Source organism: Pseudomonas sp. JV414 (assembly GCF_032424305.1).
Taxonomy (GTDB): Bacteria; Pseudomonadota; Gammaproteobacteria; order Pseudomonadales; family Pseudomonadaceae; genus Aquipseudomonas; species Aquipseudomonas lini.
In genome coordinates this window covers 299882-313797 of record NZ_VYKC01000017.1, presented here as the reverse complement: position 1 = coordinate 313797, position 13916 = coordinate 299882, and the positions used below count along the sequence as shown (strand labels likewise).

The following is a 13916-nucleotide window of genomic DNA, read 5'->3' as shown; positions in this document are numbered from 1 at the left end:
GCCCATTGTCCAATATTCCCCACTGCTGCCTCCCGTAGGAGTCTGGACCGTGTCTCAGTTCCAGTGTGACTGATCATCCTCTCAGACCAGTTACGGATCGTCGCCTTGGTGAGCCATTACCTCACCAACTAGCTAATCCGACCTAGGCTCATCTGATAGCGCAAGGCCCGAAGGTCCCCTGCTTTCTCCCGTAGGACGTATGCGGTATTAGCGTCCGTTTCCGAGCGTTATCCCCCACTACCAGGCAGATTCCTAGGCATTACTCACCCGTCCGCCGCTCTCAAGAGGTGCAAGCACCTCTCTACCGCTCGACTTGCATGTGTTAGGCCTGCCGCCAGCGTTCAATCTGAGCCATGATCAAACTCTTCAGTTCAAACATCTTTGGGTTTTTAAGAAACCCTAAACTTGGCTCAGCAATCGTTGGTTACATCTTTGATTTCTCGCGGAGTAACTTGTGATGCTGATAATCTTGTTGACTATCAGTCTGACTCCACAAGCACCCACACGAATTGCTTGATTCAGTTGTTAAAGAGCGGTTGGTTAAGATCTTTCGTCTCAACCGAGGCGCGCATTCTACAGCAGCCTCTGTTGCTGTCAAGCGGTTATTTTCAGAAGTTTTCAAAGTTTCGCTTGGAAATCTTTAACAACTTCAACCACTTGCGCTTCCGATCTCTCGTTAGCGGGAGGCGAATTCTACAGCGTTACACGCTGCTGTCAACACCTCTTTTTTTCCGCTTTCGACCGAGAAGATCGAACCGTCAATAAGGCGAAAACACACTGCCTTACCAACTCCTTCTGGCTTCGATGAACTGAAGCGTAACCGCTGCCGAAAACTGCGTAACTCTTTGTTTACCAAGGAGTTTTCCGTTTCGACTGCGCCGGAAGTGGGGCGAATTATAGACTTCCAGAATCTGCCGTCAACCTCTAATTACGCCTTTCTTGCAGAAGGTGCCTTTTTGGCTGTTAAACGAGGAATCCGGCGGGTTACAGGCGGCAATCTCAACACCAACAACAACGCACCTATAGAAGCATAGATCGCCCACTCCTTCAGATCGGCACGCACGATCCACAACATATGCAGCAATCCAAGCCCGAGAACCACATAGACCAACCGATGCAGTTTCTTCCAGCGAGACCCCAAACGCCGTTGACTGTAGCGATTGGAGGTAACCGCCAATGCCAGCAAACAGAGAAACCCCAGGACTCCGACAATAATGTACGGACGCTTGCGCAACTCGATACCCAGCTGCGACCAATCAAAGCCAAGAATAAACGCCGTGTAACCGCTCAAATGCAGAACCACATAAGCGAAGCACCACAACCCCAACTGCCGCCGAACCGCTATCCACCCCGGCCAACCGGTGAGTTTCTGCAAAGGCGTCATGCTTAATGTAATCAGCAGCAGGACAAGTGCCCCCAGCCCTAGACGGTCGACCAGTACCTTGCCCGGATCTGGCCCCAACACATCCCCCAAGGCCTGATACAACCAAAGCAGCGGCCAAATCGCTGCTGCGATGAAGACGCCAATACGCCAGAACGGATATCGCATCAGTAATTCTTCCGCAGATCGAGCCCTGTATATAGAGAAGCGACTTCATCCGAGTAGCCATTGAACATTTGCGTGTCCCGCACATTGGGCTTGAACAGGCCGCTCGGCAAACGCCTTTCCCGTGCCTGAGTCCAGCGCGGGTGATCGACTGTCGGGTTCACGTTCGCATAGAAGCCATACTCATCCGAGGCGATACTCTGCCAGGTGGTTTTCGGCTGCTCGCTGACCAAGCTGATCCGCACGATGGATTTAATGCTCTTGAAGCCGTACTTCCAAGGCACCACCAGACGCAGCGGCGCACCGTTCTGATTCGGCAACTCACGCCCGTACATGCCCACAGCAAGAATCGCCAACGGATTCATCGCCTCATCCAGACGCAGCCCTTCTACATAAGGCCAGTCGATCAGGGCAAAACCGGAACGCTGCCCGGGCATACTCTTGGGATCCTGCAAGGTTTCGAAGCGAATGAACTTGGCTTTGGACGTCGGCTCGACCTCCTTGAGCAACGCCGAAACAGGAAAACCGATCCACGGAATGACCATCGACCAGGCTTCCACACAGCGAAGACGATAGATGCGCTCTTCCAGTTGATAAGGCTTCATGAAGTCTTCCAGCGCATACCGCCCCGGCTTACCCACCTCCCCGTCCACTACCACGCTCCACGGTTCGGTTTTCAGCGCACCGGCGTTGGCCGCGGGATCACCTTTATCGGTACCGAACTCATAGAAATTGTTGTAGTGGGTCGCATCCTTGAAAGGTGTGATCGCCTCGTCTTTGACGTTGACCGCCCCCCATTTGGTAGAAGGAAGCTTTTCGGCAAACCAGGAGGGCGCCTTGCCAGGCTCTACATCAGCATAACGCGCAACATCGTCAGCACTCGCCCAACGCGGCAGACTGCTCACCGCCAAACCGGCAACGGCGGCACCTAATACACTGCGACGAGAAAGGTAGAGGGATTCAGGCGTGACGTCCGACTCATGACAGTCAGACGCTTTGGGGACTTTGATCAGCATGACAACTCCGCAGCTTTGGAGGACAGATGCACCCATAGACTGCGGAGTATGAGGGAAATTACATCACTCGGCTTTTTTGTGCCGGCGAAGGCGCAGCAGGTACTGCACCGGCCCGGAAGCCGCATAGGCAAGGAAAACCAGCAGAAGGATGCGTGGCGGATCACTGAACACAACGGCGAATACCAATACCACTGCGAGGATCGCGACAAAAGGAACGCGCCCTTTCAAGTCCAGCTCCTTGAAGCTGTTGTACTTGATGTTACTGACCATCAGCATGCCAGCGGCGGCAACCATCAGTGCAACCAGGAACGACATCTTGGAACCCTGAATGCCGTAGTCGCTGAATGCCCAGACAATGCCCGCAACCACACCGGCGGCAGCCGGGCTGGCCAGACCGATGAAGTAACGTTTGTCTGCAGTGCCGACCTGAGTGTTGAAACGCGCCAGACGTAATGCCGCACCCGCTACATAGATGAAGGCGACCATCCAGCCGACCTTGCCCATGTCACCCAGGGCCCAACCGAATGCCAGCAATGCCGGCGCCACACCAAAGGCAACCATGTCCGACAGCGAGTCGTACTCGGCACCGAAAGCGCTTTGAGTATTGGTCATACGGGCAACGCGACCATCGAGGCCGTCAAGCACCATGGCGACGAAAATCGCGATCGCGGCAAACGCAAAATATTTGCTCGCGCCGATCGCATCACCAGCACTCAAGGCACTCTGGGCGCTCATCGAGTTGATGATGGAATAGAACCCTGCGAAGAGGTTCGCAGTGGTGAACAGATTCGGCAGAAGATAGATACCACGATGCCGGACTTTACGGCCTTCAGCGTCATGCCCTTCTTCGATGTGTTCATCGATAGGCAGAAGGCTTTCGGCGTCAGAAGCCTGCTTTGGCTCTTCGGGACGTTCGCTCATGGACATTTACCTTGCAACGGGGTGGAAAGTTTCGACAGGTGTCTGGGACGACGGTTCGGCCACAAACAATGCAGCTTTATACCAGAACCGGCGGATCCAAACGAAAAAACGCGGCCTAGGCCGCGTTTTCCGTACAAGCTCGGGACTTAGTTCTTGGCTTTGTCGACGATCTTGTTGGCACCGATCCAAGGCATCATGGAGCGCAGTTGCTCACCGATGATTTCGATACCGTGAGCGGCGTTGTTACGACGCTTGGCGGTCATCGAAGGATAGCCGGTGGCGCCTTCGCTGATGAACATCTTGGCGTATTCGCCGTCCTGAATACGTTTCAGGGCGTTGCGCATGGCCTGACGGGATTCGGCGTTGATCACTTCCGGACCGGTCACGTACTCGCCGTACTCAGCGTTGTTGGAGATCGAGTAGTTCATGTTGGCGATACCGCCTTCGTACATGAGGTCAACGATCAGCTTCAGTTCGTGCAGGCATTCGAAGTAGGCCATTTCCGGCGCGTAGCCAGCTTCAACCAGGGTTTCGAAACCGGCTTTTACCAGCTCAACGGTACCGCCGCACAGTACGGCTTGTTCGCCGAACAGGTCGGTTTCGGTCTCGTCCTTGAAGGTGGTTTCGATGATGCCGGTACGACCGCCACCAACGCCAGCGGCGTAGGACAGTGCAACGTTTTTGGCGTTGCCCGAAGCATCCTGGTAGATAGCGATCAGGTCAGGGATACCGCCGCCTTTGACGAACTCGGAACGCACGGTGTGGCCCGGAGCTTTCGGCGCGATCATGATCACGTCGAGGTCAGCACGTGGCACAACCTGGTTGTAGTGAATCGCGAAACCGTGGGAGAAGGCCAGGGTGGCGCCTTTCTTGATGTTCGGCTCGATTTCGTTCTTGTACAGGGCAGACTGGAACTCGTCCGGGGTCAGGATCATGACCAGGTCGGCAGCCGCTACGGCGGAAGCAACGTCAGTCACTTTCAGGCCGTGGGCTTCGGCTTTGGCAACAGTAGCCGAACCTTTACGCAGACCAACAGTAACGTCAACGCCGGAGTCTTTCAGGTTGCACGCTTGAGCGTGGCCTTGGGAACCGTAACCGATGATGGCAACTTTCTTGCCCTGGATGATCGACAGGTCGCAGTCTTTTTCGTAATAAACTTTCATGAAATTCCTCTCTATATCCTGGCCGTTCAGGCCATTCGCTAATTTGGTTTAGATGCTCAGTACTTTGTCGCCGCGGGCAATCCCGGTGACGCCACTGCGTACGGTTTCCAGAATCGAGGCAGTCCCGATCGATTGAATGAAGCTGTCGAGCTTGTCGCTGGTACCGGTCAATTGAACGGTATACACGCTAGCGCTGACATCAACGATCTGCCCACGATAAATATCGGTGGTGCGCTTGATCTCGGCGCGCTGGGCGCCGGTGGCCTTGACCTTGACCAGCATCAGTTCACGCTCGATGTGAGCACTCTCCGACAGGTCGACCAGTTTTACCACTTCGATCAGCTTGTTCAGGTTCTTGGTGATCTGTTCGATGACTTCATCATGGCCGACAGTGGTCAGCGTCAGACGCGACAGAGTCGGGTCTTCGGTGGGTGCCACGGTCAGGCTTTCGATGTTGTAGTTGCGCTGCGAGAACAGGCCGACTACACGAGACAGAGCGCCCGGTTCGTTTTCTAGAAGCAAGGAAATAATGTGCCGCATGATTAAGTACGCTCCGTCTTGCTCAGCCACATATCGCGCATGGAGCCGTCTTTGATCTGCATCGGGTAGACGTGCTCGCTGGTGTCGACCGAAATATCGATAACCACCAGGCGATCTTTCATGGCGAACGCCTCTTCCATCTTCGACTTCAAATCTTTCGATTCGGTGATGCGCACGCCAACGTGACCATAGGCCTCGGCCAGCTTGACGAAGTCAGGCAACGATTCCATGTAGGAGTGCGAGTGGCGGCTGCCATAACTCATGTCCTGCCACTGGCGAACCATACCCAGTACACCGTTATTCAGAATGACGATCTTCACCGGCAAACCGTATTGCAGGCAGGTCGACAGTTCCTGAATGTTCATCTGGATGCTGCCCTCGCCCGTTACGCAGGCGACGTCATCATCCGGGAAGCTCAGCTTGATGCCCATGGCCGCCGGAAAACCGAAGCCCATGGTGCCCAGGCCACCGGAGTTGATCCAGCGGTTCGGCTTGTTGAACGTGTAGTACTGCGCGGCGAACATTTGGTGCTGGCCCACGTCGGAGGTCACAAAGGCGTCGCCCTTGGTCACTTCGCACAGGGTTTCGATCACGGTCTGCGGCTTGATTACGCTGCCGTCACCCTTGTCGTAAGGGAACAGACCACGGTCACCGCGCCACTCATCGACTTGCTTCCACCAGCTGGCAACGGACTCCTTGTTCGGGGTCTCGCCGATTTCCTTGAGGATCGCGACCATTTCGGTCAGGACACTCTCGACCGGACCGACGATAGGTACGTCTGCCTTGATGGTCTTGGAGATCGAAGCCGGGTCGATGTCGATGTGAATGATCTTGGCATTCGGACAGAACTTGGCTGGGCCGTTGATCACGCGGTCATCGAAGCGCGCGCCGACTGCAAGGATCACATCGGCATGGTGCATCGCCAGGTTGGCGGTGTAGCTACCGTGCATGCCGAGCATGCCAATGAACTGACGGTCGGTGCCAGGGTAGGCACCCAGGCCCATCAGGGTATTGGTCACTGGCAGGTTGAGCATCTTCGCCAGTTCGGTCAGCGGCGCGGAGCCACCACCGAGAATCACGCCGCCGCCTGCATAAAGCACAGGACGCTTGGCCGCCAGGAGCATTTCAGCTGCCTTGCGGATTTGCCCGGAGTGACCGCGAACGGCCGGGCTGTAGGAACGCAGCTTGGCTTTTTTGGGGAAGATGTATTCGAACTTCTCGGCCGGGTTGGTCATGTCTTTCGGGATATCGACAACGACCGGACCAGGACGACCGGATTGCGCCAGGTAGAACGCTTTCTTCATGACTTCCGGGATTTCCGACGCATGCTTGATCATGAAGCTGTGCTTCACGATCGGCCGGGAGATACCGATCATGTCGGTTTCCTGGAATGCATCGGTACCTACCATGGTGCTAGGCACCTGGCCGGAAATGATCACCATCGGAATGGAGTCCATGTAGGCCGTGGCAATACCGGTGATGGCGTTGGTTGCACCCGGGCCGGAGGTTACCAGTACCACACCGGCTTTACCGGTGGCACGGGCATAGCCGTCAGCCATATGGGTCGCAGCCTGCTCGTGACGAACCAGGATGTGGGTCACTTCCGGTTCTTTGAACAGGGCATCATAGACATGAAGAAGAGCACCACCCGGGTACCCGTAGATATATTTGACGCCTTCGTCACGCAAAAAGCGGACGAGCATCTCACCGCCAGATAAAAGCTCCACGTTGTTCACCTCTAAAACGCCAGAATACCGCCCACATACAAAGAGGACGGGTCTTAATAGGTTTACTTCTCGGCAGAGCATGAGCGACGGTGGTCGCCGACTACGTCAGCACTGACTGAGCAAGTATTGGGATCGTCCCAAGTGTTGCGGGCCTTTCCCACCCAGCGCGAGGTAACGCGTTGCGGGTGTAACAGGTCGGCGCGGATGTGCGCCTCATGATCTACCGAGTGGGTCTGCTTCTGGCAGTCCCTCTACAGCGGACTTTGGATTCTTCTGTTTCGCCCATCGCAAGTCAAGCCGTCAATGTGCTTTATTCGAACTAAGCGCATGAGAACGCAAGAAAAAACCTTTAAACCGCAACTGTGTTAGCTTCGATTGCGCACCCATGACAAGGAAATGGCATGCGAACGTTCTTCTTCACCGCCAGCTTGCTGATCAGCCTGAGCCCTTTGTGCATGGCGGGTCAGATCTATAAATGGGTCGATGCCCAGGGCGTTACCCATTTCGATGCGCAACCGCCCCCAGGCCAGGAGCCCACCCTCGTGGTGACGCCCGCCCCGCCCGTCGGCAAGCCGAGTACGCCAACGCGCAGCAACGTCATAGGCGATCAAAAGGCCATCGATAACAAAGTAAAAAAGCAGGTCGCCGAGCAGCAAGCCCAGCTAAAAGTATTCTGCGAACAGGCCCGAACGAACCTGGCTCAACTGCAGAATAATCCACGACTACGGGAGGATGTCGAAGGTGAGATGCGCCGCCTGACCGACCAACAACGTCAGGAGCGCATCACCGAAGCACAGAAACAGATTGCGAAAAACTGCATGTAGGAGCTGTCGAGTGAAACGAGGCTGCGATCTTTTGATTTTGACTTTTAAAGACAAGATCAAAAGATCGCAGCCTCGTTTCACTCGACAGCTCCTACGGCTCCTACAACGGATCGGAGTTAGCGAGAGGCGGTGATCAACAGGTCGAACTCTTTGAGCAAAACCTGAAGCTGCCGATCCTTGCCCTGGACGTTGCGGGCGGCGAAGACCATTTCGGCCATCTCCTGAATCCCCGACGCGTTAGGTAATGGCAGGTCTTGTTCCAGGATCGACTTCATTCTTGGCAGGAAGACCCATTGCAGCCATTGCTCGAAATCCAGCGTATCCACCGAAAATGGCTCGACACTGGAAAGCGCTTCAGCGGACGGCGAGACTTCGTCCCACCAGCCCTGGACGCGCAGTTCGCGCTCGATCAACAGCAACTGTTCGGCAATCTTCGGGAAGCGCGCATCCATCACAGCGAGACCTTGGCCTTCTGACGAGCCAACGCCGCACCGGCGGAGTCACCCTGCTTCTCACGAGCCTGGGCGATCAATTCCCACAGGCTGGCCTGAAGGGCCGGACGACCATTGGCGAGCGTCAGACCACGACGAGCGAATTGCTCGGCCTGTGCCGCATCGCCTTGGGCCATACGCACCTGGGCCAGGCGATAAAGCACTTGCGGCTCACGCGGCGCGACACGCTGGGCGCGCTCGAGACTGGAGGACGCGCCATTAAGGTCGCCGCTGGCCTGTTGCTGCTGGGCAGTGGTCAACAACGCCAGGACCGGACCGTCCAGTTGCTCATCGGCAGACAAGCCACCGGAGCTCGCCGAAGGAATCCCGCTCGGCGTCGATGGCATGCTGTAGCTGCCCTGATTGATCGGTGCCGACTGGACCGGCGAGGTATCGATCGGCCCCGGAGTGATCGGGCCCGGAGTAATTGGCGAAGTGCTGATCGGTGCCGAGGAAACGGCGCCACCACCCGGCACCATCACCACAACACCAGTGTCACCTTGCGGGATTGCCTGAGTCTGGCCTTGCACAGGACGTTTTACCGTCGTTTGACGGTAACCGCCATTCGCCGAAATCCGCTCGCTGTTGGAGACGGCGGTGCCCGAATCCACAACCGGGATCGAACCACGCTGTACGGTGGAGCAGCCGCTGAGCAAAGCCACGGCAGTCACCGCTGGAATCAACCACTTGTTCACTTGAAACCCTCTTTGCTTAATTCATCCATCCTTTGACCCAATCCATCACCGACTCAGCAGGGTTTTCACCACCGCAAGCGGCGCCAGGAGGCGGTTCGCTGCCGCGAATATACGGCATCTGCACCGCGCCAGGGCAACTGCCTTCAGAACCTTGCCCGGTGCGCGAATCGACCCAGGCCTGAACAATGTTGTCCGGCTGTGGCATGTCCAGCGGCAGCGGATCGGCCTTGCGCATGAAACTGGTCCAGACCTGCAACGCACCGGTGGCACCGGTGAACGGTGTCTTGCCGTTATCATCGCGCCCCAACCAGACCACTGCCAGCAGATCCTGACTGAAACCGGCGAACCAGCTGTCCCGCGAATCGTTACTGGTACCAGTCTTGCCGGCCAGGGTCAGGGTTTTCGGCAACACGTTATAAACCGAGCTGCCCGTACCTTCACGCATGACTCGTTGCATGGCGCTCTGAACCAGGTAAATGGACGCCGGATCGAACTGCTGCTGAATCTGGAACGGATAACGCTTGAGCGGCTCGCCCTCGGCAGTCAGCACGCTGCGAATCCCGCGCATCGGCGTATTGAATCCGCCGTTGGCTAGTGTCTGGTACATGGTCGCCACTTCGATCGGGGTCAAGCCACCGGCACCCAGCAACATCGACGGGAACGCCGGGAACTCGCGACTCACCCCCAGACGTGCCAGGGTCTTCAAGACATTCGGTACGCCCACCGCCAACCCGAGACGCGCGGTCGACAGGTTGTAGGAGTGCGCCAACCCTTGATAAAGGAACACCGTACCGTGGGAACGGCGATCATAATTCTGCGGTTTCCAGACCTGACCGTCCGCGCCTTTGACCGAAAAGGATTCGTCCGACAGCCAACTGGTCAGCGTGTACTGGCTTGGCTTCTCAAGAGCTGTCAGATAAACCGCCGGCTTGATCAACGAGCCGATCGGTCGTACCGCGTCCAGTGCCCGGTTGAAACCGGCAAAACCCGCCTGACGGCTGCCAATCATCGCCTGGACTTCGCCGGTTTCCGGGTTGGTTACGACCATGGCCGCCTCAACCTCATCGGAACCCTTGCGCCCGGCCAGACGCTTGAACGTGTCATTGACCGAGGCTTCAGCTTTCATCTGCAGGATCGGGTCGAAGCTGGTGAAAATCCGCAGCCCCTCTTCGGTCAAGTCTTCGTCGCGGTAGTCTTCGCGCAACTGACGTTTAACCAGGTCGAGGAAGCCCGGGAACGAGCTGTCGGCCAACTTGCCGCGAGTGGTTACACCCAGTGGCATTTTCTTCGCTGCCTCAACCTGCTCGGCGGTGGCAACGCCTTGCTCCCCCAGAACATCGAGCACCAGATTGCGCCGCTCCAGCGCCCGCTCAGGGTTGCGACGCGGGTTGTAATAGGACGGCCCCTTGACCATGCCCACCAACATAGCGACTTGATGCAGTTTCAGCTCGGACAATGGCTGCCCGAAGAAGAACTGGCTGGCCAGGCCGAAACCATGCACCGCACGCTGACCATCCTGGCCGACGAACACTTCATTGAGGTAAGCCTCAAGAATTTCGGGCTTGTCGTAATGCAGTTCAAGCAACATCGCCATCATGGCTTCGGTGAGCTTACGGGTCAGGCTGCGTTCGCTGGTGAGGTAGAAGTTCTTGACCAACTGTTGCGTCAGGGTACTGCCGCCCTGGGTCATCTTGCCGCCCGAAGTGTTGACGTAAACGGCTCGGGCAATCGACTTCGGCGATACGCCCCAGTGACTGTAGAAATCCCGGTCTTCCACGGCAATCAGGGTTTCAAGCAGATATGGCGGAACCTGATCGATCTTGATCAGGATGCGGTCTTCAAGGTTTTTCGGGTAAATCCCGCCGATCAGCAGCGGCTCCAGACGTACGACCGAAAGCTTCGAACCGTTGGTCGCCGACAGCTCGGCCACGTAGTCGCCGGAGAAGCGCACACGCACGGGCTGAGCCTGTTCCATGCCCTCATAGAACTGGAAGCCCCGGGTATTCAAGTCGATGGTATTGCCATTGATTGCCGCCGCGCCGGGGCCGTTGCTGACGGCTTCGCGTCGGTACCCCAAGGCATCGAGTTCGGTAAGGAAGTCATCCTTGCTGAGTTTTTGCCCGACGAACAGCTCGAGCGGACGCGCATATACCTTGGCCGGGATGGTCCAGCGCTTGCCGGAGAACTTCTCCTGGACCACAGCGTCAAGGTAAACCGCGAACCCGGCGAGCACCACAAGGCCGACCAGGCTGAGTTTAAGGGCCCAGCCCAGCCAGGGGCGCATGCCCCTGGAAGGTGGTTTTTTGGGGGTGCGGGGGGATCGAGTACGAGTCATGGCGGCGGATTATACGCACTTTATTCATACTCAACAGAAGCCCGCTGAGGTTTGCGTCGGGCGGACTTGCGGCCATAATGGCGGCCTTGAATTTTCCCCAGACTCTGAAGGATCGCCTGTGAGCCAGTCCCTGATCGCTGCCCTGCAAAACCCGGCCCTCTACCCGCATCCCGTAGAAGGGTTTCAGGTCATCGAAACCCATATTTCCTGGGTGCTGCTCACCGGCCCCTACGCTTATAAAGTGAAGAAGCCGGTGAATTTCGGCTTCCTCGATTTCACCAGCCTCGAGGCTCGCGAACATTTCTGCGCTGAAGAGTTGCGTCTGAACCAGCGCCTTACCCATGATTTGTATCTTGAAGTGTTGCCAGTCACCGGCAGCGCCGAAGCCCCGCAACTGGGCGGCGACGGCCCGGCCATCGAATACGTACTGAAAATGCGCCAGTTCCCGCAGAACGGTCTGCTCAGCACCTTGCAAGCCAACGGCGAATTGACCACCACGCACATCGACGAGATGGCCGCACAGATCGCTCAATTCCACCTCAGCGCGCCGAAAGTGCCTGCCGAACACGAAGCCGGCACACCGGACAGCGTCATGGCGCCAGTACGTCAGAACTTCGAACAGATCCGTCCGTTCCTCAGTGACAAGGCCGATCTGCTGCAACTGGATGCACTGCAAGCCTGGGCCGAAAGCAGCTTCGAACGCCTCAAGCCGCTGCTCGCCCAGCGCAAGGCCGACGGTTTCATTCGTGAATGCCACGGCGACATTCACTTGGGCAACGCCACCGTGATCGACGGCAACGTGGTGATCTTCGACTGCATCGAGTTCAACGAACCGTTCCGCTTCACCGACGTTTACGCCGACACCGGCTTCCTGGCCATGGACCTGGAAGACCGTGGCCTGAAGAGTCTGGCGCGCCGTTTCATCAGCCAATACCTGGAACTGACCGGCGACTATCAGGGCCTTGAGCTGCTGAACTTCTATAAAGCCTACCGCGCACTGGTTCGTGCCAAGGTCAGCCTGTTCAGCATGCCGGCCGAGGCCGATCCGGTGCAGCGCGCCACTACGCTGCGTCAGTACCGCAACTACGCCAACCTGGCGGAAAGCTACAGCACCATTCCTTCGCGCTTCCTGGCGATTACCCACGGTGTTTCCGCTGTTGGTAAAAGCCACGTGGCCATGCGCCTGGTAGAAGCGCTGGGCGCCATTCGTCTGCGTTCCGATGTCGAGCGCAAGCGTATGTTCGGCGAGCAAAACGTACCGAACGACCTGCAGGCCGGCATTTATAGTGCCGATGCCAACACCGCTACTTACAGCCGTCTGCATGAAATTGCCGGTGTAATTCTGCATGCCGGTTTCCCGGTAGTGGTCGATGCCACGTACCTCAAGCGCGACCAACGTGACGGCGCGGCAAAAATCGCCGAAGCCACTGGTGCGCCGTTCCTGATCCTCGACTGCGACGCTCCGCAAGCGGTGATCGAGAGCTGGTTGAAGCAACGCCAGGCCGACAATAACGATCCATCCGACGCCAACTTGAACGTTATCGCCGCCCAGCAAGCCAGCCGCGAGGCTCTGACGCCAGCAGAAATTCTTTGCAGCAAACGCGTCCAGACCAATGAAAGTGGCACGCTCGATACCGTCGTTGCGCAGATTCGCCAACGCCTGCCAGGCCTGTAAAAAACTATTTCAACCGTGAAGCCTTCACCGGCTTCACGGCTGTCAAATAGTGGCACTATACTGGCGTCATAAAACCATCAGGTGATGCGACATGAGCCAGCCGAAACTTCTCGACACCCCGCTTTATGCCTTGCTGCACAAAGACGACATCACAGGCTTTAACAACGAACGCCCGAAAGATGGACCTATCGACATGGTCGGTGGCGACTTTCGTGGTCTCGATCTGCGTGAACTGAACGCCGACGGCGTCGACTTCACAGATGCCTATTTCCGCTCTGCCGACTTGCGCGGCATCGACTTTCGCAACTCATCCCTGGAAGGCGCGAGCCTGGCCCACGCGCAGATTTCCGGCGCCTACTTCCCGCCAGAGCTGAGTGCCGATGAGATTCTGATGTCGATGAATTTCGGTACGCGACTGCGTTATCGCACCCGCTAAAAGCGACGTTCTACCAGGTCCGGCGCCCCTGCTTTGCGCTGGACCCTGTACTTTTTTCACCCTGAAACTTTAGGCCTAACGCCCGTCTTCCGACTGCACTCGCAGCCTTTTCACGCCGTTTCTTGAGCCCTCTTCTTAGAAGCTTTTGCGTCGAAACCGACCAAACAATCACGCTTTTCCTACTGATGGCTACACTGCTGAGAGGCTCGCCCACGCACCGTTCGGCTGTCGCAAGGAGGCTTGATGAATGATGAACTGCAACACCTGAAAAATCTTGGCAAGACATCGGCGCAATGGCTGCATGCCGTGGGTATCCACAGTGCCTCGGACTTGCGTCGGCTGGGAGCTGTGGATGCTTATCGGGCCGTGCGCACGCGCGGTTTTCGGGCTTCCAAGGTGTTGTTGTATGCGATCGAAGGCGCACTGATGGATGTTCACTGGAACGACATTCCCGCCGAACGCAAGGAAGCCTTGAACAAACAACTGGACGCTATCTCGTCACGCCACAAGATTTGAATGGGTAATTGCGCTTACGCACACAGCCTGA

The 13916-nt window shown here is 57.0% G+C and carries 13 protein-coding genes and 1 rRNA gene; 4 read left to right on the top strand and 10 right to left on the bottom strand.

Annotated features, from left to right (window positions below):
• The 7 genes from F6R97_RS19265 to F6R97_RS19235 form a co-directional block, all read right to left on the bottom strand.
• A 16S ribosomal RNA gene (locus F6R97_RS19265) occupies positions 1-373 on the bottom strand; the annotation flags it as partial.
• Between the two features lie 555 nt (positions 374-928).
• A complete protein-coding gene (gene msrQ / locus F6R97_RS19260; RefSeq protein ID WP_038981548.1) occupies positions 929-1549 on the bottom strand; it encodes a protein-methionine-sulfoxide reductase heme-binding subunit MsrQ in 621 nt (206 codons plus the stop codon).
• The gene (msrP, locus tag F6R97_RS19255) at positions 1549-2562 is read right to left on the bottom strand and encodes a protein-methionine-sulfoxide reductase catalytic subunit MsrP (RefSeq protein ID WP_038981547.1); all 1014 of its coding nucleotides are present in this window, start codon (positions 2560-2562) and stop codon (positions 1549-1551) included. The genes msrQ and msrP overlap by 1 nt, the downstream gene beginning before the upstream one ends.
• A 63-nt stretch (positions 2563-2625) precedes the next feature.
• Entirely contained in the window at positions 2626-3483 is an 858-nt protein-coding gene (gene pssA / locus F6R97_RS19250) for a CDP-diacylglycerol--serine O-phosphatidyltransferase (protein WP_008006914.1), read from the bottom strand.
• A gap of 146 nt (positions 3484-3629) precedes the next feature.
• A complete protein-coding gene (gene ilvC / locus F6R97_RS19245) occupies positions 3630-4646 on the bottom strand; it encodes a ketol-acid reductoisomerase (protein WP_007948647.1) in 1017 nt (338 codons plus the stop codon).
• Between the two features lie 48 nt (positions 4647-4694).
• Positions 4695-5186: an acetolactate synthase small subunit gene (gene ilvN, locus F6R97_RS19240; RefSeq protein ID WP_003176102.1), complete on the bottom strand. Its 492-nt coding sequence runs from the start codon at positions 5184-5186 to the stop codon at positions 4695-4697.
• 2 nt (positions 5187-5188) lie between these two features.
• Positions 5189-6913 carry an acetolactate synthase 3 large subunit gene (locus F6R97_RS19235; protein WP_030130347.1) on the bottom strand — a complete coding sequence of 575 codons (1725 nt, stop codon included), beginning with the start codon at positions 6911-6913 and terminating at the stop codon, positions 5189-5191.
• 401 nt (positions 6914-7314) lie between these two features.
• Here F6R97_RS19235 and F6R97_RS19230 point away from each other — a divergent pair, with 401 nt between their 5' ends.
• Positions 7315-7737 carry a DUF4124 domain-containing protein gene (locus F6R97_RS19230; RefSeq protein ID WP_050681458.1) on the top strand — a complete coding sequence of 141 codons (423 nt, stop codon included), beginning with the start codon at positions 7315-7317 and terminating at the stop codon, positions 7735-7737.
• Between the two features lie 116 nt (positions 7738-7853).
• On the opposite strand, the gene F6R97_RS19225 is transcribed toward F6R97_RS19230, so the two are convergent.
• From F6R97_RS19225 to mrcB, 3 genes are read right to left on the bottom strand one after another with little or no spacing between them, the layout of a single operon-like run.
• Positions 7854-8189 carry a YqcC family protein gene (locus tag F6R97_RS19225; protein ID WP_050681457.1) on the bottom strand — a complete coding sequence of 112 codons (336 nt, stop codon included), beginning with the start codon at positions 8187-8189 and terminating at the stop codon, positions 7854-7856.
• Positions 8189-8923 carry a tetratricopeptide repeat protein gene (locus tag F6R97_RS19220; protein ID WP_038981544.1) on the bottom strand — a complete coding sequence of 245 codons (735 nt, stop codon included), beginning with the start codon at positions 8921-8923 and terminating at the stop codon, positions 8189-8191. The genes F6R97_RS19225 and F6R97_RS19220 overlap by 1 nt, the downstream gene beginning before the upstream one ends.
• A 16-nt stretch (positions 8924-8939) precedes the next feature.
• Positions 8940-11258 carry a penicillin-binding protein 1B gene (gene mrcB / locus F6R97_RS19215; RefSeq protein ID WP_038981543.1) on the bottom strand — a complete coding sequence of 773 codons (2319 nt, stop codon included), beginning with the start codon at positions 11256-11258 and terminating at the stop codon, positions 8940-8942.
• Between the two features lie 118 nt (positions 11259-11376).
• Between mrcB and F6R97_RS19210 the strand changes: the two genes are divergently transcribed.
• From F6R97_RS19210 to F6R97_RS19200, 3 genes are all read left to right on the top strand, one after another.
• Positions 11377-12933, top strand: a complete 1557-nt coding sequence (locus F6R97_RS19210; protein WP_315866941.1) for a bifunctional aminoglycoside phosphotransferase/ATP-binding protein — start codon at positions 11377-11379, stop codon at positions 12931-12933.
• A 91-nt stretch (positions 12934-13024) separates the two neighbouring features.
• Positions 13025-13369, top strand: coding sequence for a pentapeptide repeat-containing protein (locus F6R97_RS19205; protein WP_052967693.1), 345 nt, complete (start codon positions 13025-13027; stop codon positions 13367-13369).
• A gap of 243 nt (positions 13370-13612) precedes the next feature.
• Entirely contained in the window at positions 13613-13885 is a 273-nt protein-coding gene (locus tag F6R97_RS19200) for a TfoX/Sxy family protein (protein WP_007902045.1), read from the top strand.
• Positions 13886-13916 lie beyond the last annotated feature (31 nt).